The sequence below is a fragment of the Candidatus Zixiibacteriota bacterium genome (assembly GCA_034003725.1).
GTDB lineage: Bacteria > Zixibacteria > MSB-5A5 > GN15 > FEB-12 > WJMS01.
In genome coordinates, this window is record JAVEYB010000002.1 from 72,812 (window position 1) to 91,036 (window position 18,225).

Here is an 18,225-nt window from a genome sequence, read left to right on the forward strand (position 1 = left end):
CTGCCGATCCGCGCCGCCGACACGTGAGGGAGAGGGTATGGTACGCACGTGTCTTTTCGCGTTTGTTCTGGCGGTGTGCTGTGGTAGTGCGCCTGCCGGGGAAGTCGATCGTGGCGCTGGTCCTCCCGGCACGATAGTACTTCGGCACGTCTCCTGTATCCATCCTGCCTCGGGAGTGACGTCCGCCCCGACCGATGTCCTGATCCAAAACGGGCGTATCGTCGAGATCGGTGATTCAATCGTACAGTCACCCGATGTTGTCGTAATCGACTGCTCCGGCAAATATGCAATCCCGGGGCTGTTTGATTGCCACACGCATCTGGTTCACCGCACCGGGCACGGCGAGGATAGCCTGCGGTCGGCCCTCAGTCGCTTCGTTGCAAATGGAGTGCTGTACGTGCGCGATGTAGGCGGGCCGCTCGACGTCCTCAGCACGCTCAGTCACCGCGTCGACTCAGGGGATCTGCCGGGACCGGAGATCTTTTTCACCGGTCCGATGCTGGAGCAGAGCCCATTGACGTGGGCTGAAGTCAATACCGAGTATCCCGGATTCACGGTCGCGATTGACTCACCCCCGGCCGTAGACTCGATCCTGTCGGAAATCGCCTCCCACGGGGGCTGCTGTGTCAAAACGTTCAATACCATCGAACCGGCCCTCTATCGATACCTGAAAAAAGCAGCCGATTCGCTGGGGCTGCGCGTCGTGCACGATCCCGGCACCCCGCTCTTTCATTGGGTGCCGGTCGACTCCGCGCTCGCCTTCGGGGTGACCAGCATCGAGCACGCCAAAGCGGCCTGGCCGGCGATTCTCAGCGACAGTCTTCGCCCCCAACACGACTCCCTGGTCGCCGTACGCGCCGGACGCGAGGAGCGGTTCGCCTGTGAAGTAAGAATCGCCCCGATGGGCGTCGCGTCAGTTTCGCTCGACCGCCTTCGACAGCTCGCCGACTCGATGATAGCGCACGAGGCGTATCTGTGCCCGACTCTGTCGGTGTTTTCCGACATCGATGCCACCGCACGCGACATCGCCCGCTCTGAGTATCAGGGCGAAGGCGAGCCGCCGGATATGATGGTCGCGATGCTCAAAACGATGATCGCCAAAGTCGATTCGGTCGGCCGGCTCTGCATGCGCGAGTTCGCGGCGAAAGGCGTCAGGATGCTGGTCGGCCAGGACGGCGATGATCCCGATGCCACCATCGGCGAGATGATCCGCATGTCCGAATGCGGCGTGAGCGCCGCAGAAATTCTCCGGGGCGCCACGACCTACCCCGCCCGCTGGCTGGGCATCGAGAATCGCGTCGGATCGATTGCCGTCGGCAGCGACGCTACATTAATTGTACTGGAGCATAATCCCCTCGAGGACATTCGCAATCTGCGCGCGATCGATATGGTCATCCAGCGCGGCATGGTCGTGGCGCCGGGGGTGACGGCACAATAGCTCCGAGACTTCTATCAACCGTGAGATTGATGGCAGGACGACACTCCAATCCCGTCGTGCTGCTCGCGCATGGATTGTTAGGGTCGATTTAGTCTTGACTCGTGACAGTTTCTGACCCATATTAGAACCGTGCACATCGGCCCCCGTGCTGCGGGTCCGGTGAAGTCGGGTTGTTTTCTTAAACGCCTGTCTCGCGCGCAAAATCATCACAAGCCGCAACCGCGAAACCAGGAGGAAACAACCGTGAGACACTCGCTGAATCATCACGCCTGGCGCTCAGTGTGCCATGCCTTTGCGTCCATCGGACTCATCACGTTGTGCCTTGTCGGATGCTCATCCGACGAAAACAACCCGACCTCCTCGTCGTCCTCCACTCCAAACAACCCTAACCTGGTCACCGGTACGGTGACCGATATCGACGGCAATACATACCTGACAGTCAAGATCGGCGACCAGTGGTGGATGGCCGAAAACCTGAAAGTTACCAAGTATCGTAACGGCGACCCGATTCCGGAAATCGCCGATGACTCGCTCTGGATGTGGGGCAATATCGGCGGCTACTGCCACGTGGAAAACAATCCGTCGCTGACCGCCACGTATGGGTTCCTCTACAACGGATTCGCCGTTCACGATCCGCGCACTATCGCCCCCGAGGGGTGGCACGTGCCCAGCGACTCGGAGTGGCAGGTACTTCAAGACTTCCTGGGCGCGACAAACGCCGGAGGAAAGACCAAAGCAACCGGCACCACTCATTGGAACAGCCCGAATCTTGGCGCAACCAATGAAAGCGGCTTCTCGGCCCTGCCCGCTGGAGTCCGCCCCCCGGCGGGTGTTTTCACCAATCGCGGCGAAATCGCGTTTTTCTGGACCACGACACAGGCAATCCCTCCGCCCCTCGTCTCCAACTATCTGCGCGGCATGGGCTACGCCGAGACAACCTTTCGGAATCAAGCCTGGCCCTGGCAGGGAGGGCTGTCGCTGCGGTGTATTAAAGACCCTGACTGATCCCCAACGAATACCCCGACATTCATGGCCGGCGCGCCCACGCCGGCCTTTTTTTGAATGTCGATCCATTTTGTCCTTGACAGCCGCCGGCCGCCGCTGTATATAACACGCCAGTTATATAACTCATAGGTTACTAACACCATGACCACCGACCAACTCAGCGCCACTTTTGCGGCTCTCGCCGATCCGACCCGCCGCGCCATCCTCTCCCGACTCACCGCGGGCGAGGCCACCGTCCAGCAACTCGCCCGGCCCTTTACCATCAGCCAGCCGGGCATCTCCAAACACCTCAAGGTGCTCGAACGGGCGGGACTGATCGAACGCGGACGCGACGCCCAGTGGCGACCCTGTCGGCTCCGGGCACGGCCCCTCAAGGACGTCGCCGACTGGGTGGACCACTACCGACGATTCTGGGAAGAGAGCTTCGACCGACTCGATGAATATCTGCGGGTCCTGCAGGCGTCGCCCCGGAAACGCCGTCGTGCCGCCAACCGGAAACCTTCAATCTCACGTACCACACGCAAAGGGGAAACCCATGCCCGGAAAAAACGACCAGGTCACTGAACGCGATGCCGACCTCTTCACCATCTCGCGCACGTTTGACGTCTCGCGGGATACCATGTTCGACCTCTGGACCAGCCCACACCACCTGCTGCACTGGTGGGGGCCGAAAGGATTTGCCGTCAAATCCGCCACCGTGGACCTGCGGCCCGGAGGCAAGTTCCATTACTGCCTGGCTGCTCCCGACGGCAGCGACATGTGGGGACGCTTTGTCTATCGGACGATCGACAAGCCCCGACTCCTCGAATTCATCTCGTCGTTCTCCGATCCCGAAGGAGGCGTCACCATCCATCCCATGGCGCCCGCCTGGCCGAGGGAAATGTTCAGTCGCATCACCTTCGAAGAACACCACGGCCAGACCACCGTCACCGTCGAATGGAGACCTTTCAACGCCACCGAAATCGAACGCAAGACCTTCCTCGACGGAAAGACTTCAATGAAGCAGGGCTGGACCGGTACGCTCGATATGCTCGAGGCCTATGTTAAGAAAATAGCATCGGCATAGAGTCTTCACCATGATTCGCACGAAATGGAGTACCACGATGTCACATAACACTTCGACGATTGATACATCCGACCGCGAGATTGTCAATGCACGCGTAATCGACGCCCCGCGCGACCTTGTGTTCAGCGCGTGGTCCGACCCCCGGCACATCACGCACTGGTGGGGCCCTCGGGGATTCCGTACCACCACGCATTCGATGGACATGCGTCCGGGCGGCGTCTGGCGCTTCACCATGCACGGGCCCGACGGCCGGGACTATGAAAACAAAGTGACGTATCGTGAGGTGATCTCGCCCGAACGTATCGTCTACGACCACGAAGGCGTCGGCGCCGACAGCGGCGTTGTCTTCAAGTCCACCGTCACCTTTGACGACCTCGACGGCCGCACCCGGATGACGTTTCGGATGGTCTTCGCCTCGCCCGAGGTGAAAGACCATGTCGCCACATATGGCGCCGTCGAGGGACTTGAGCATACGCTGCAACGTCTCTCTGAGCACGCCGCCCTCATGTACGGCAGCGATGCAAAGCCGGCGCTCGAAATCCGGCGCACGTTCTCGGCGCCTCGCGACCTGATCTTCAGTGCCTGGACTGAACCGGAGCGGATGGCGAAATGGCTCGGCCCGCATGGATTCACCACCACTTCCTGCAGACTCGATCCTGTCACCGGCGGAACATACCGCGCCGGTATCCGTAGTCCGGAAGGTGAAGACCGATGGATGAGCGGCGTCTACCGCGAGGTTGTCGCGCCGCACCGTCTTGTGTTCACGTTTGCATGGGATGAAGCGGGTGGTGCCCGCGGCCATGAGACCATTGTCTCCGTTTCTTTCGAGGACGTGAACGGTCAGACGGAGATGACCTTTCGTCAGGCGACATTCGCATCCGTCGAGTCCCGCAATTCGCACCGCGGCGGCTGGTCGGAGTGTTTCCAACGCCTCAGCGCGTTTCTGTCGTCCAAATGACTGTGCTCGTTATGCGACGGTTTGCGGTGCGGTTCCTGATACAGAGCGGGCGCCGCTGTCATCTGGTTTCGATAGAAGAAATCTCACCCTCGTGATTGGAGAGCATTCATGAACTTCTCTTTCGCGCAGAATGTGACATACGTGTTATTGCGGGTCGTGTCCGGACTGCTGTACTTTCAGGCGGGCACCACCAAAGTTCTGGGCTGGTTCGGAGGTATTGACGGCCAGGGCGGCACGCCGCCGTTTTTCTCCCAGATAGGGATCGGCGGATGGATGGAGTTCCTCGGCGGGATCGCCATCATGTTCGGCCTGTTCACCCGGCCGGTTGCCTTCATCCTGTCCGGCGAGATGGCGGTCGCTTACTGGCAGTTCCACGCTCCGAACGGCGCGTGGCCGGCGGTAAACCAGGGAATTCCCGCCGTGTTGTTCTGCTTCATATTCCTGTATATGGCGGCCCGGGGGGCCGGCGAATGGAGCATCGATTCGTGGCTGTCCAACCGAAAGCGGGATAACCGGGCCGGGTGACGGATTCCGGTGCAGGACGCCGCATGCGACATGCCGTATCCGCCGGCTTACATGCTACGACTCGCAGAAAATCCGGGCGCCAACCATGACTCATTGTATCGGAGTAACTCGCGATGATGAAAGTCGAAACTCAGAAAGAACACCGCTGGCTGCAGCAGTTGGTCGGTACCTGGCAGTGCGAACACATGGCGACAATCGAGCCGGGCAAAAAACCCGAACTCGTCACCTGGACCGAAACCGTACGATCACTCGACGGGGTGTGGATTGTCGGCGAAAGCTCCGGCGATATGCCCGGCTGCGGAAATGTCACCACGATCATCACGCTCGGATTCGACGCCGCAAAGAAACGATTCGTGGGAACATGGGTCGGCTCCATGATGCCGCATCTGTGGATATACGACGGCGAACTCGACAGCTCGGAGAAGGTGCTGACGCTTCACTCCTCAGGGCCCGCCTTCGACAACCCCGGCCACACGACGAAATTCAAAGATGTGATTGAACTCAGAAGCAACGATGAGCGCACGCTGACCGGTATCATGCTCGACAAAGACGGAAAGTGGAGCGAACTCATGACCATGACCCAGCGCCGACTCAAATAGCTGCCGACACGCGCTTTTAGTGCCTGCGGTCCCGGATTCGGGCCCGCAGGCTGTTCTGCTATTCGGACAGGGATTGCACACCTGGTTCTGTGTTTGTGAAAGAAGCCCCGCGGATTCAACTCCGTCGGGTGAGTCTATCGCACGAACATCACGCCGAGACCGATCCGCGTCATTGAACGGTTGTAGTCGACCAGGCTGTCACCATATCCATGCGACAACCGCAGTCCGAAATAACTGCCCCGGCCCTTCGGTATCGGCATGCTGTAGGTGAACACCACCCCGCCCTTGCCGGTGGCGAGACTACCCCTGACCATGAAATGGACGCGGTGGGCGCCCAGCAGATTCCAGTAGAAATTGAGATCGCTGTAGCCGAGATAGTCGGTGATATCGGGATTGTCATCGCCGACTGACGCATCGGGCGTCTCTTTGTCGTCCTCCGGGATGCGATAGCGGAGCTTGAGATGGATCAAATAGAGGGCATGCTGATAGTACGGGCTGACATACAGCAGATTCCAACTTCGCGACACAGGCGGGCGCTGCCCGTTCGACTCATGCTCAAAGCCGATATCCGCCCCGACCCGGCCGGACCCGAATGGGCTGGTTTTGCTCCGGTAGAAAATCTCGGGATTGTAGTTGGTCTCGCGAAAAGGCGCTGAATTAAAGTGGTCGTACGCCTGCCAGAACGATATCTGCGTGTAGGCAAAAAAGAACCGGGTACCGAATATTCGATACTTTGCGCTCATCTGAAATACGGCTTCGACCTGCTCATCCCGATACTCATCGGAATAGGTCACCGGCAGCATAAACATCGCTTTGTGTAATGAGAGCCCCGATGAAACCTCAGTGATCTGGTATTCCGGTTCCGGCGTCTGCCCGGCCGCGACCGGGCAAAGGAACGCACATATCGCCGACAGCAAGATTCCGATCGATAATAGAGCACGTATTCGCATGAGCAGTTCCTCCCGTTCCACCGGCCAAAGAAAGTCGTTGGTGATTAACTCACCATGCGTCTTGGTGGATTGGTTTGTCAAGATTTGAACCCGGAGATCTTCACGCCTTCCCATAGCGGCAGGACCGAAAGCCTTTCAATTTCGCTGCAGATTCGACGGAAAAAATGGCGGTACGCGCATTAGTATAGAGAGTCTTCGATTGAACGAGAGGTCGCCCTCAGCTTGCCGGGGAAACTCGATTGACCACGTGGAGCCACGAAATGGACACTACGCAAACGGAACTCGGACGCGCCACCTATGCGACGCACGTTTGGATGTATCGCACTTCTTCCGACCCGTCCGGTGTAATGGGAGAAGAGAAGAAATGGGGACCCCCTAAAAACGACAAAACAAACCCATTTCGCTGTAACTGAATGCAAACGAAGCTTGTACGGTGAAAAAGTTGATCTGTCGACGCTTACGGCCGACCTATGGATCGGTTCAGGATTCTTTCTTGCCAGGCGCCAGCGATTGGGCTAACTTGATGGTACTCAATACACAGGCGCGATGCACGCCGGAGTGGTGGAACAGGTAGACACCAGGGACTTAAAATCCCTTGGGCCGATGGCCCGTGCCGGTTCGAGTCCGGCCTCCGGCATGTATTTAGAATCCTCCTCGCGCGTCGCCCATCCTTCTCAGACGCATCTCAGAGCGGCATCCGGAGAAGGCGCGGCCCCGCGACCCAGACCGTACCCACGCCGTCGACGACAACATTGAGAAATACGCTATCCGGGTTTTCTCCCGCTTTAAGGTAGAACGGCGTGCTGTGGGCGGCCCAGTCCGACGTGCCGGACACCGGGTTGTCCAACCCGCGGGAGAAGTACTCGCCTCTGTCCGAGAACCAGCACCACATCTCGAGGTATGCCTGTCCCTGAAGCGCTTCGGAGCGCAGTGACGCCTCGTAGACGAGCTGGGCGTTTTCGACATCTATGTCTCCGACGGCGCCGATACGAAGGCGCAGCGGCCGGCGAGAATCGAGGCGAAGAGAAGGTCCGATATCCGTACCTGCGGGGACCAACGACACGATGTTTTCGGAACTGTCGGTATCATCGATTATATAAATGCCGTCCAACGATTCCAGACCGATCGCGGTGAGCTCCGTACGATCATCAGCGGCACCGCCACAGCCGCTGAGCACGGCGAACACGACCGCAGTCGCCAGAAGTACAAACGGACGCATGTAGACTCCTTTCGTTTGTATTCTTATCGGCACGACCTGCGATCGCGCGGATACGCCGTATCGAAATGCCTGCCGAACGGAGACGGTGCGGTCGCTGTTTTTTGTGGACAAGATAGTCAGTTTTGGTATATTAGGAAGGATAGGTACCAAACCACAGAAGATAACCGGGTGATGCGTGTTCTGCGACGGGAATCTATTACAGGACAAACACTTCACCATTTCTACCGCTGTTACCCTCACCGGCGATTGAAAGGACACGATATGCGTCAGGGCGATCCGCGCCGCCTGTGCCGTTGGCAGGCGACCGTCACGGCAGCTGCCGTTGTGGCATTAGTTACATTGTTGGCTGGGCCGGTATACGCTCAACTGACTGAGGACGACATTGCGCGTCTCCAGGAACGCGGACGAGCCGAAGGGTGGACCTTCGAGGTGAAAATGAACCCCGCCTGCGAATACAGTCTGGACCAGTTGTGCGGATTGAAGGAGCCGGCCAACTGGCGGGAAGGAGCCAAGTTCAACGATATGTCGGCCGTCAAGCGCGACATCCCTGCAACCTTCGACTGGCGGACGCTTGGAGGTGTTACACCGATCCGTAATCAGGGCGGCTGTGGTTCGTGCTGGGCGTTTGGGTCAGCCGGCGCGCTCGAATGCAATATCAAGATCTTTGACGGGGAGACAGTCAACCTCTCCGAGCAGTGGCTCGTCAGCTGCAATGATTTTGGATACGGGTGCGATGGCGGTTGGTGGGTGCATTCCATGCATAAGGATCACCCTGACCCGTGCGGTGGCGTCGGGGCCGTTCTCGAAGCGTACTTTCCGTATGTTGAGTGGGATGCCCCCTGCAATTGTCCCTATCCCCATGAGTACACCATTGCAGATTGGGGATATGTCGGCCAGCCGTTCGGCATGCCCAGCGTCGAGCAAATGAAGCTGGCTATCATGGAATACGGTCCCATCTCGATCGGGGTCAGTGTGAACGACGCCTTCCAGGGATACGGAGGAGGCATATTCAACGGCTGCGAGAATGGAGATATCAACCACGCCGTAGTTCTTGTCGGCTGGGACGACAACCAGGGCACGAACGGCGTCTGGTTTCTTCGTAATTCCTGGGGGACGTGGTGGGGAGAGAGCGGCTATATGCGCATCCCGTACAACTGCTCTCTGGTCGGTTTCAATGCTACCTATGTCGATTACAAGGGCGGCCTCTCGATATCCGGGAGCCCGACCTCGGGGTGGGTTCCGTTTGAAGTCAACTTCAGCGCAGTGACTACGTTGACCGACGTCATCAGCTGGTCGTGGGATTTCGGAGACGGCGGCTCGGCTCTGATACAGAACCCTGCATACACGTACAACGAGCCGGGGATGTTTACGGTCACAGCCGAAGTGAAATCGACATCCGACACGCGCACCAAGCAGAAGCCCAACTACATAATCGCGCTGGCCGACTCACTCGTTATCCCCGACACGATAGAGGCGGCGGCCGGCGTGCAGGTGGTGATTCCGGTACGCGCCAACAACCACGTTCCGCTGCAGCAGATTCAACTGCCCATAGAATACCTGGGCGATATGAACATCCGCTTTGACTCGTTTTCCACCGCCGGCTGCCGCACGGACTACTTTGCGAACAAAACCTACTACCACTGGGATCCGGCTCACCGGCGAGTTGCGATCCTGCTCCAGGCGTCAGGTTCCAGCCCGGCGCCTGACCTTCCCATCGGCAACGGGACAATCGCGAAGTTGTACTTTACCGTGCCCGCTGCGGCGCGGTCCGACCAGTGGGCCACGATAGATGTCGATGGCTACGGCACCCGACTGCCATGTTTTACATGGCCGCTGATAGAATATAACCCCATCGGTATGATCGCATCGGTGGCAATGGCGGGATGCTGCGAGGGGACGGCCGGTAATGTCAATGGTGACATCTCCGGCGCTACCGACCTGTCGGATTTGATTTATCTGGTAAATTACCTGTTTCTCGGCGGCCCCGCGCCAAGCTGTGAGGGAGAGGCCAATATCGACGGCGACTCCTCGTGCCAGGTAGACCTGACCGATCTGACTTATCTGGTGAACAACCTGTTTAACGGCGGGCCGGCGCCCGCGCTGTGCAACCCGGCATGTCCGTAAGATGACGGGATAGTTCGAAAGGGTTTACGAGCGCGGGACGAATCGCACGGTTCGTCCCGCGTTTCAGTTCAAATCGAAGATTTTCCCCGGATTCATGATGCCGTGCGGGTCAAACTGACGCTTTATCTTTCGCATCAGCTCCACCGCTCTTCCGTGCTCCTGCCCGAATACATCCTTGTGACCGAGGCCGATGCCGTGCTCACCCGAGATAGTACCGCCCAGAGCGATGGTGTGCTCTATGATCCGGTTATTGATATCCAGTGCCATTCGCCACTCGTTTTGGTTGTTCGGGTCGGCCAGCATGAGGGCATGCAGGAGTCCCATCCCGACATGTCCAAACGTGAATATCATTATCCCGGCTTCGTCACCCAGACGATGGCAGTATTCGACCATCTCGGGAAGCTTCGAGATCGGGAAAGCGACATCGTTGCGGATAATGCTGTAGCCGGGTTTGCGATGCTTGATGGCATCGGTGGCCCAGTGACGAATCTCCCACGGCCGATGTCCCTCATCCAAAATGAGCGGGGTGCCGCCTAACTCGACGCAAATGCTTTCCGCGAGTTCGCTGTTGCTTTCGAGGACCGGCCTGGGGCCATGGAATTCCAGGAACAATGCGGGGACTTCGTCAAGTCCATATCCCTTGAGCCTGTTCAGCGCCTCCATCAAGCGTCGGTCCAGAAACTCGATGGCTGCGATATCCAGCCCATACCGGCGCATCTCGGATACGGCCCGAGCCGCCGATACCTCGTCAGGGAAACGAAATGCCGACTGCAGTCGGTCCTCAGGGATACCCGCTAATTTGAGTGTTACGGAGGTGATGACGCCGAGCGTCCCCTCGGAACCGACCATCAACTCCACAAGATTGTAGCCGCTGGAGCGCTTGACGGCACGGTTACCCAATTTCACCAGTTCACCGGTACCGGTCACAACCTCCAGAGCAAGGATGTAATCGCGGGTACCGCCGTATTTCACGGAGTAGATGCCGCTGGCGTTGGTAGACACCATGCCTCCGATGGTCGCAAGGTCCCCCGATCCTCCGGGCGACGGCGGGAAAAACAAACCGTCGCGCTTGAGCCGCTCGTTGAGATGATCGTAAATAAGTCCAGGCTCGACTTCAACCTGCAGATCCTCGGGCCAGTAATTACGAATGTCCGTCATGCGGCTTACGTCCAATACGATCCCTTCCGCCGACGGAATCGTAGATCCTTCCAGAGCCGAACCGGCTCCCCGGGTGGTTATCGGTACCCGTTCGCGGATACAGAGCTGTACGACTTTCTGAACCTGCTCGGTGGATTGGGCCCACACCAGCGCCTTCGGCATCACCGCGTCGATTGAGGATTCATCACGCGCGGCAATTCGGAGTTGGTCTATCTGTGTAGATACCTGACCGGACGGAAGCAATGCTGTCAGATGTTCGACAATCGTCATAATCCGCCCTCGAGTTCACAATCGGCCGTTGCAGCAACTTGCAGGAATATAGGATTTGATCGCACGAAAAGAAGTGAAAAAGCCGGATTGATCAAGCCAACCCGGCTTTCTGCAGAGCCGGTCTGAACTCTGAGTCTACGCGTACAGGCCGCGGAGCTCTGACGCGCGTACCACTTTCTGGATGGCGACGATAAACGCGGCGGTTCTCATGGGAACCTTATAGTGCAGCGATGTTGCGAGAACATCGCCAAAAGCACGCTCCATCATCTGCTTGAGGTCTTCGAGGACCCGTTCGTTGGTCCAGTAATAGCCCATTCGATTCTGGACCCACTCCAGGTAGGATACGCCGACGCCCCCCGCGTTGCACAGGATGTCCGGAATGATGAACGTACCTTTCTTTTCCAGGATGTCATCCGCTTCGGGTGTACACGGGCCGTTGGCACACTCGGCGATGAGCGGTGCTTTTATACGTGCCGCGTTGCTTTTCGTTATCTGGTTTTCCAGCGCCGCCGGGATCAGAATATCGACGGGCAACTCCAGCAATTTCACAGGATCGTCAAGCTTCTCGACGCGGGCCGTCTTTTCGTACCCTTTCAGGGTTCGGTGTGCCGCAATGTAGTCAATGGCGTGGTCGGGATCGATGCCGTCTTTCGCGAAAAACGCTCCATCGATATCAGATACCGCCTGAATTGTGCAGCCCTGTTCGCGCAGCAGCTTTGCCGCAAATGAGCCGGCGTTGCCAAATCCCTGGATGGCGACCCTGACCTTTTTCAGATCCATCTTAAGATGCTGCGCCGCCTGCAGGACACAGAATACCATCCCTTGAGCCGTGGCCGACGCCCGTCCGGCCGAACCGCCGAGCTCGAGGGGCTTACCGGTGACAACGGCGGGCAGGAAGTCACCGCGATAGTGCATGGAATACGTATCCATAAACCAGGCCATGATCTGCGGATTGGTGTTTACGTCAGGCGCAGGAACATCGCGGTCCGGTCCGAACAAGTCGACCAGCTCGGCAAAATAGCGGCGGGACAAGCGCTCGAGTTCTCCGATGCTGAGCCTTGACGGGTCTACAATCACACCTCCCTTGCCGCCACCCATCGGTATTCCAACCACAGCGCATTTGAAGGTCATCCAGAACGCCAGTGCCTTGACTTCGTCGAGATTGACATCGGGATGAAAACGAACCCCCCCCTTGGCTGGACCGCGCGCGATACTATGCTGCACTCGGTATCCCTTGAAGACTTTAACCGAACCGTCGTCCATGCGAACCGGCAATTTCACTTCGGTGATTCGCCTCGGTTCACGGACGACTGCAATCTGGTCCGGCGTGAGCTTGATAACTTTCGCGGCACGGTCGAACTGGGCGAGGGCGTTGTCAAAGGCCGAAAGCGGGCCGTTTATCAGCGGCTTCGGCTTGCTCTCGCGGCGGGGTCTGACAACTTGACGTTTCGTTGGCACCTGCATACTCCTTTTCAATGCGTTTGCGCGGTGTGAAATTACAGGGGAATACCGAAATTCGCCATAGATTTATTGTGGATTCCGTCTCTTGCTCGCCTGCAGCGATCGAGGTTGCCAGGGGAGTGCGAAAAACTTGTCTCTCGGCTCCTTTCGCCTTATTTTGACTCAAAAGGCGGACAGGAGGCGTCTATGTTCGGTCGGGCCGCCGGGGCACTGTTCGACCACAACCATCCCGATAAGGAGCTTATGGCACAGGATCAATTGTCTTTTTTCGAAACGGTGATGGCCTTTTTCGACAAGGCTGCCGGGCACACGGACCACCACCCCGGGTTGATCGATCAGATCAAATACTGCAACAGCATCTACGAGTTCAAATTCCCGCTCAAAAAAGATGACGGTACTATCGAAATAATGCAGGCGTTTCGTGTTGAACACAGCCACCACAAGCTCCCCGTCAAGGGTGGTATCCGCTTCAGCGAGATGGTTAACGCCGACGAAGTCAAAGCGCTGGCGGCACTTATGACGTTCAAGTGCGCTATTGTAGACGTACCGTTCGGCGGAGCAAAAGGCGGGGTGCGTATGGAGCCGCGGAGGTACTCGAAAGACCAGTTAGAGCGGATTACGCGCCGTTACACTGCCGAATTGACGAAGAAGAACTTCATCGGCCCGGGGATCGATGTTCCGGCGCCTGATTACGGGACAGGGGAGAGCGAAATGGCATGGATCGCCGACACGTATTCCGCGCTCAACCCGGGGCAAATCGATGCGGCAGCATGTGTTACAGGAAAACCGATCGCGCAGGGCGGGATCCATGGTCGAGCCGAAGCAACCGGCCGCGGTGTTTTCTACGGTCTACGGCGTGCCTGCAGTTATGCGGAGGACATGAAGAAGATCGGTCTGGAGCCCGGGTTGGAAGGCAAAACAGTCGTGGTACAGGGACTGGGGAATGTCGGTTATCATGCTGCGCGCTTCCTTCAGGAGGCAGGAGCCAAGATCATTGCGATAGCGGAGTACGACGGGGCCATCCACAATCCCGAGGGGCTTGACGTACATGCGGTATGGCAGTACCGCAGGGAGACCGGCAAGATCCTTGGATTCAACGGAGCCTCGAATCTGAAGTGCAACACGGACGCGCTGGAAATCGCGTGTGATATACTCCTGCCGGCCGCACTCGAGCGACAGATCACGGAGCGAAACGCCCCGAACGTAAAAGCGAGAATCGTCGCCGAGGCCGCAAACGGACCTCTCACGGCCGGCGCGGAGGAGATTCTGTTGGCCAAGGGAGTCCTGATCATTCCCGACGCATATCTGAATGCCGGTGGTGTGACTGTGTCGTACTTCGAGTGGCTCAAGAACCTCAGCCACGTTCGCTTCGGGCGGTTGAGCAAGCGGTTTGAGGAGAGTACTCATGCTCGGATGGTAGAGGTGGTTGAAGCGGCTACCGGCCGGAAGCTGAGCCGAGAGGAACGTGCAAAGGCCATTCACGGCGCCGACGAAATAGACCTCGTCAATTCGGGTCTGGAGGAGACAATGTATAATGCGTACGACGCGATTCGTGAAATTCGCTTAAGTAAGAACAACATTCACGACCTTCGCACGGCCGCATTTGTCAATGCCATCGACAAGATCGCAATTTCGTACATGCAACTGGGCATATTCCCCTGATCGGCCGGGTTCAGCCAGATGGGACATATGCGCCGGCGTCGCCTGACTCCCGGTGAAGCTCTAAGGTTTGTGGACCTACAGTTTTTTGAGGAAGTCGTGGGACCGATCAGTTAATCCAATCGGTGCGGCTTCCCGGATGTCGTGTACGAGGTTGATTGACGGCCTCGCATGTTCGAGGCCGAAGCCTCTGCCGGCCAGAACCTGTCGATAGACCTCAGTGTGCAAATCAGTGAAGCCGCCCGAGAATTCAACTTCGTCACCGTCGATGGTGATCGACCGATAGGTGGTTTGGCCATTGCTGACAATTCCCGAAGGGAGGTCTTGACGGTCGATGGACAGATACCATCGTACGGTGGCGTTCTCCAGTTCGATGAACCCGGCGGTCTTACGGGGGTCGTTGTAGTGAACTTCGCTGTGCTGTACGGCGCCAAACAGCCAGATGAGCAGATCGTAAAAGTGGACTCCGATATTCGTGGCAAGGCCGCCGGACCGTTCCACCTGACCTTTCCACGAGACGAGATACCACCAGCCGCGCGACGTGATGTACGTAAGGACTACATCGTGTTTTTGGGTGCGCTTTTCCCGGGCCAGTTTCTCCTTGAGGGCTATCAAGGCCGGGTGAACCCGAAGCTGAAGCACGGTGAAGACGCGGCGTCCAGATTCCTGTTCCAGTTCCTGCAGGGCGTCGATGTTCCACGGATTAAGGACCAGCGGTTTCTCGCAAATCGCGTCAGCGCCGACCCGAAGTGCAAATCGAACGTGGGCATCGTGCAGGTAGTTGGGTGAGCAAATGGAGACATAATTAACTCGTCCGGCCGGATCGCCGCGGCGCAGTTTCTCAACGTGGCGGTCGAACCGTTCGAATTCGGTGAAGAATTTGACGTTTTCGAAGTAACGATCGAGAATGCCGACGGAATCATTGGGGTCCACGGCGGCGACGAGCACGTTGCCTGTATCCTGAATGGCCTTGAGATGGCGCGGCGCGACATAGCCGCCCACACCCGTGATTGCAAAATTCTTCGACATAACCCTTTGCTGTCCATTCTCCCTTAGGGTGCACGGAACTGACTGGTACTGACTGCCCTATTATAGGGGATTGCATCCAAAATGCTAACGCAAAATGCGGCAACGTCTAGGAACGGGCGGTCGACCAAAAAGGCGTTGACCCTGCCGGGGCCGAGCCCTATTTTGCGCTCCAATACATCGAAAAACGTCGTCACATGAGGCAGATATGAACGAGCTTGTCCTTCGCCTGTTGCCCGAACTGAAACAAATCGGCAATGCCGATCTCCGGTCCAAAACCGCCGCGTGCTGGGAGGAAGCGATTGCTTTCCGGGGCTGGACCGAGGAGCTTTTGCGAGGGATCCCTTTCACCCTGCTGGCCGATAATGTGCAAATCACCTTTATTGACCACGTTCGTGCTGTCTGTAAGATGTGTATAGCCGTTGACGAGGTGCTTGATGAAAGTCACGGCAAAAACAAGGCCCCGGTCAACCGCGACTATCTGATAGCGGGGGCGCTGTTGGCGGATGTCGGTAAACTGATGGAATTCGAGATCGTCGACGGCAAGCCGGTGAAATCGGACTACGGCAAACACATTCGTCATCCGTTTTCCGGGGTTGGGCTCGCATTCAAGCATGGGCTGCCCTCGGAGGTGATGCATATTATCGCCACCCATTCCAAGGAAGGTACGGGCGAGAAGCGGCTGGCCGAGTCGATCATTTTCCACCACTGTGACTTCATCGACTTCGACCTGGTGAAGTGAGTACCGGGATACTGATTTTCACCGGTCAACGAAATACTTATCCGGAGGCGTGTCGTGCGTCCACAAAATCTCGTTGAGAAGATTGCGAACAGGTTTGCCAGGGATCTGGAACCCGGGCAGCAGGTCTTCGCCGGCGACTATCTGTCGATCTCGCCGGCCTTTGTTATGACCCACGATAATTCAGGAGCGGTGATCCCGAAGTTCACATCGATCGGCGCGACGAAAGTTCGGAACCCGCGGCAGGTCGTTTTTACACTCGATCACAATGTGCAGGATAAGTCTGAGAAGAACCTCGAGAAGTACGGAAAGATCGAGGCGTTTGCGAAGAGGCACGGGATCGACTTTTATCCGGCGGGTCGCGGTATCGGTCATCAGATCATGTGTGAAGAGGGCTACGCCTGGCCGGGTACGCTGGTGGTCGCCTCGGACAGCCATTCGAATATGTACGGCGGGTTGGCTTGTCTCGGTACGCCAGTAGTCAGGACCGATGCCGCCGCGATCTGGGCCACGGGCCGCACCTGGTGGCAGGTTCCACCGGTCGCCAGGGTGACACTGAGCGGACGACTGAGAGAAGGAGCGACCGGCAAAGATGTTATTATCTGTCTTTGCGGTTTCTTCAACAAGGATGAAGTACTCAACCATGCGGTAGAGTTTACCGGCGACGGGGTTAGTTCCTTGAGTCTCAACGATCGTTTGACGATTGCGAACATGACCACAGAATGGGGTGCCCTCGCCGGGATTTTCCCTATTGACAGTGTTACCATCGCCTGGCTGCGCGAACGAGCCGCTTATGTGCGCGGGCGAGGGCCTTCCGGAGTGCCGTCGGATGCAGATGGTCGCGGGTCACACCCGAGGCTGACCGAGGCGAGGATAAGCGAATTGGAGTCGCAACGACTGCAAGCTGACCCGGACGCCTATTATGCGAAGGAACTCACCCTGGACCTGGGCTCTGTATCGCCTCACGTATCGGGTCCGGATCACGTGAAAACGATGATCTCGATTCCGGAGATCCGCAAACGGCGGGTGAAAATCAACAAGGCTTACCTCGTGTCGTGCGTAAACAGCCGTTTTGAAGATCTTGCCGCCGCGGCTGCCGTGGTCAAAGGGAAGAAAGTGGCCGACGGCGTCGAATTTTATGTCGCCGCAGCATCATCTGAAGTCCAGAAGAAGGCGGAGGAGCATGGTCACTGGCAGACGTTGCTTGCGGCCGGTGCCCGGGAATTGCCGCCGGGCTGCGGACCGTGTATCGGGCTGGGAGTCGGTCTCTTGGAAGACGGCGAGATAGGGATTTCGGCGACAAACCGAAACTTCAAGGGACGGATGGGGTCGCGTAGTGCGCAAGCGTACCTTGCATCGCCTGCGGTAGTTGCCGCATCTGCTGTTGCAGGTATTATCGATATGCCGGGGATCGAGGATACCATTCAAGTCAGGGCCGGACTCAAGGCAAGCGTCCGCCGGACTGCGGACAGCGGACCAACCAGGATTCTCAGCGGATTCCCGGCCGCGGTTGACGGTGAGCTCATCTTTTGTCATCAGGACAACTTGAATACCGACGGCATCTATCCCGGCAAGTACACTTACAATGACGACTTCACGCCGGAACAACAGGCCGGTGTGGTGATGGAGAACTACGACCCGCAATTTGGTAAGATGGTCGCAGCGGGTGATATCCTGGTGGGGGGGTTCAATTTCGGCACCGGATCATCGCGCGAGCAGGCCGCTACAGCTCTCAAGTATCGGGGAGTCCGCCTGGTACTCGCCGGATCGTTCAGTGAGACGTACAAGCGCAATGCGCTCAACAACGGCTTTCTTGCGATCGAGGCGCCGGAGCTGGTGGATGATCTGAAAGCGCGTTTTGGAACCGACAGGCTGACGGTTAAAACAGGTATTTGCGCCACACTGGATTTCACGCAGGCAACGCTCAAGACCGACGACAAGGAGTACCCGATCAGCCCGGTCGGGGCGGCTGCGCAGGAGTTGGTGCTGAGCGGCGGTCTGGAGAGCTGGGTGAAGAAGCACCTGTAG

General features: G+C 57.8%; 16 protein-coding genes and 1 tRNA gene. 12 read left to right on the plus strand and 5 right to left on the minus strand.

Annotation, left to right across the window (positions count from 1 at the left end; all coding sequences use genetic code 11):
• The first annotated feature begins 37 nt into the window (after positions 1-37).
• The 7 genes from RBT76_03410 to RBT76_03440 all read left to right on the plus strand — a co-directional run bounded on the left by RBT76_03410 (position 38) and on the right by RBT76_03440 (position 5,591).
• Positions 38-1,438, plus strand: coding sequence for an amidohydrolase family protein (locus tag RBT76_03410; GenBank protein MDX9856817.1), 1,401 nt, complete (start codon positions 38-40; stop codon positions 1,436-1,438).
• A 243-nt stretch (positions 1,439-1,681) separates the two neighbouring features.
• A complete protein-coding gene (locus RBT76_03415) occupies positions 1,682-2,443 on the plus strand; it encodes a fibrobacter succinogenes major paralogous domain-containing protein (protein MDX9856818.1) in 762 nt (253 codons plus the stop codon).
• Positions 2,444-2,584: 141 nt separating this feature from the next.
• Complete coding sequence (locus RBT76_03420; protein ID MDX9856819.1) at positions 2,585-3,007, plus strand: metalloregulator ArsR/SmtB family transcription factor; 423 nt, start codon at positions 2,585-2,587, stop codon at positions 3,005-3,007.
• The gene (locus RBT76_03425; GenBank protein ID MDX9856820.1) at positions 2,979-3,509 is read left to right on the plus strand and encodes an SRPBCC domain-containing protein; all 531 of its coding nucleotides are present in this window, start codon (positions 2,979-2,981) and stop codon (positions 3,507-3,509) included. The genes RBT76_03420 and RBT76_03425 overlap by 29 nt, the downstream gene beginning before the upstream one ends.
• Positions 3,510-3,546: 37 nt before the next feature.
• A complete protein-coding gene (locus RBT76_03430) occupies positions 3,547-4,467 on the plus strand; it encodes an SRPBCC domain-containing protein (protein MDX9856821.1) in 921 nt (306 codons plus the stop codon).
• Between the two features lie 108 nt (positions 4,468-4,575).
• The gene (locus RBT76_03435; GenBank protein ID MDX9856822.1) at positions 4,576-4,992 is read left to right on the plus strand and encodes a DoxX family protein; all 417 of its coding nucleotides are present in this window, start codon (positions 4,576-4,578) and stop codon (positions 4,990-4,992) included.
• 113 nt (positions 4,993-5,105) lie between these two features.
• Positions 5,106-5,591, plus strand: a complete 486-nt coding sequence (locus RBT76_03440; GenBank protein ID MDX9856823.1) for a DUF1579 domain-containing protein — start codon at positions 5,106-5,108, stop codon at positions 5,589-5,591.
• 134 nt (positions 5,592-5,725) lie between these two features.
• Here RBT76_03440 and RBT76_03445 read toward each other — a convergent pair whose 3' ends face one another.
• Positions 5,726-6,541 carry a phospholipase A gene (locus RBT76_03445; protein ID MDX9856824.1) on the minus strand — a complete coding sequence of 272 codons (816 nt, stop codon included), beginning with the start codon at positions 6,539-6,541 and terminating at the stop codon, positions 5,726-5,728.
• 552 nt (positions 6,542-7,093) lie between these two features.
• Between RBT76_03445 and RBT76_03450 the strand changes: the two genes are divergently transcribed.
• A tRNA-Leu gene (locus RBT76_03450) sits at positions 7,094-7,178 on the plus strand.
• Between the two features lie 48 nt (positions 7,179-7,226).
• On the opposite strand, the gene RBT76_03455 is transcribed toward RBT76_03450, so the two are convergent.
• Positions 7,227-7,760: a hypothetical protein gene (locus tag RBT76_03455; GenBank protein ID MDX9856825.1), complete on the minus strand. Its 534-nt coding sequence runs from the start codon at positions 7,758-7,760 to the stop codon at positions 7,227-7,229.
• 261 nt (positions 7,761-8,021) lie between these two features.
• Between RBT76_03455 and RBT76_03460 the strand changes: the two genes are divergently transcribed.
• Complete coding sequence (locus RBT76_03460) at positions 8,022-9,884, plus strand: C1 family peptidase (GenBank protein MDX9856826.1); 1,863 nt, start codon at positions 8,022-8,024, stop codon at positions 9,882-9,884.
• Positions 9,885-9,947: 63 nt separating this feature from the next.
• On the opposite strand, the gene RBT76_03465 is transcribed toward RBT76_03460, so the two are convergent.
• Both RBT76_03465 and RBT76_03470 read right to left on the minus strand, forming a co-directional pair.
• The gene (locus RBT76_03465) at positions 9,948-11,312 is read right to left on the minus strand and encodes an FAD-binding oxidoreductase (GenBank protein MDX9856827.1); all 1,365 of its coding nucleotides are present in this window, start codon (positions 11,310-11,312) and stop codon (positions 9,948-9,950) included.
• Positions 11,313-11,447: 135 nt separating this feature from the next.
• Positions 11,448-12,713, minus strand: a complete 1,266-nt coding sequence (locus RBT76_03470) for a Glu/Leu/Phe/Val dehydrogenase (GenBank protein MDX9856828.1) — start codon at positions 12,711-12,713, stop codon at positions 11,448-11,450.
• Between the two features lie 303 nt (positions 12,714-13,016).
• On the opposite strand from RBT76_03470, the gene RBT76_03475 reads away from it, so the two are divergent.
• Complete coding sequence (locus tag RBT76_03475; protein MDX9856829.1) at positions 13,017-14,435, plus strand: Glu/Leu/Phe/Val dehydrogenase; 1,419 nt, start codon at positions 13,017-13,019, stop codon at positions 14,433-14,435.
• A 75-nt stretch (positions 14,436-14,510) separates the two neighbouring features.
• On the opposite strand, the gene RBT76_03480 is transcribed toward RBT76_03475, so the two are convergent.
• Positions 14,511-15,461, minus strand: a complete 951-nt coding sequence (locus RBT76_03480; protein MDX9856830.1) for a Gfo/Idh/MocA family oxidoreductase — start codon at positions 15,459-15,461, stop codon at positions 14,511-14,513.
• Between the two features lie 205 nt (positions 15,462-15,666).
• On the opposite strand from RBT76_03480, the gene RBT76_03485 reads away from it, so the two are divergent.
• Positions 15,667-16,200 (plus strand): HD domain-containing protein, encoded by a 534-nt coding sequence (locus tag RBT76_03485; GenBank protein MDX9856831.1) that lies wholly within the window; start codon positions 15,667-15,669, stop codon positions 16,198-16,200.
• A 54-nt stretch (positions 16,201-16,254) separates the two neighbouring features.
• Positions 16,255-18,225, plus strand: a complete 1,971-nt coding sequence (lysF, locus tag RBT76_03490; protein MDX9856832.1) for a homoaconitase — start codon at positions 16,255-16,257, stop codon at positions 18,223-18,225.

What these genes read in the sequence shown, in the direction of transcription:
- RBT76_03410 (MDX9856817.1), top strand. Translation starts at nt 38, where the DNA reads ATGGTACGCACGTGTCTTTTCGCGTTTGTTCTGGCGGTGTGCTGTGGT.
- RBT76_03420 (MDX9856819.1), top strand. Translation starts at nt 2,585, where the DNA reads ATGACCACCGACCAACTCAGCGCCACTTTTGCGGCTCTCGCCGATCCG.
- RBT76_03425 (MDX9856820.1), top strand. Translation starts at nt 2,979, where the DNA reads ATGCCCGGAAAAAACGACCAGGTCACTGAACGCGATGCCGACCTCTTC.
- RBT76_03430 (MDX9856821.1), top strand. Translation starts at nt 3,547, where the DNA reads ATGTCACATAACACTTCGACGATTGATACATCCGACCGCGAGATTGTC.
- RBT76_03435 (MDX9856822.1), top strand. Translation starts at nt 4,576, where the DNA reads ATGAACTTCTCTTTCGCGCAGAATGTGACATACGTGTTATTGCGGGTC.
- RBT76_03440 (MDX9856823.1), top strand. Translation starts at nt 5,106, where the DNA reads ATGATGAAAGTCGAAACTCAGAAAGAACACCGCTGGCTGCAGCAGTTG.
- RBT76_03445 (MDX9856824.1), bottom strand. Translation starts at nt 6,541, where the DNA reads ATGCGAATACGTGCTCTATTATCGATCGGAATCTTGCTGTCGGCGATA.
- RBT76_03455 (MDX9856825.1), bottom strand. Translation starts at nt 7,760, where the DNA reads ATGCGTCCGTTTGTACTTCTGGCGACTGCGGTCGTGTTCGCCGTGCTC.
- RBT76_03460 (MDX9856826.1), top strand. Translation starts at nt 8,022, where the DNA reads ATGCGTCAGGGCGATCCGCGCCGCCTGTGCCGTTGGCAGGCGACCGTC.
- RBT76_03465 (MDX9856827.1), bottom strand. Translation starts at nt 11,312, where the DNA reads ATGACGATTGTCGAACATCTGACAGCATTGCTTCCGTCCGGTCAGGTA.
- RBT76_03475 (MDX9856829.1), top strand. Translation starts at nt 13,017, where the DNA reads ATGGCACAGGATCAATTGTCTTTTTTCGAAACGGTGATGGCCTTTTTC.
- RBT76_03480 (MDX9856830.1), bottom strand. Translation starts at nt 15,461, where the DNA reads ATGTCGAAGAATTTTGCAATCACGGGTGTGGGCGGCTATGTCGCGCCG.
- RBT76_03485 (MDX9856831.1), top strand. Translation starts at nt 15,667, where the DNA reads ATGAACGAGCTTGTCCTTCGCCTGTTGCCCGAACTGAAACAAATCGGC.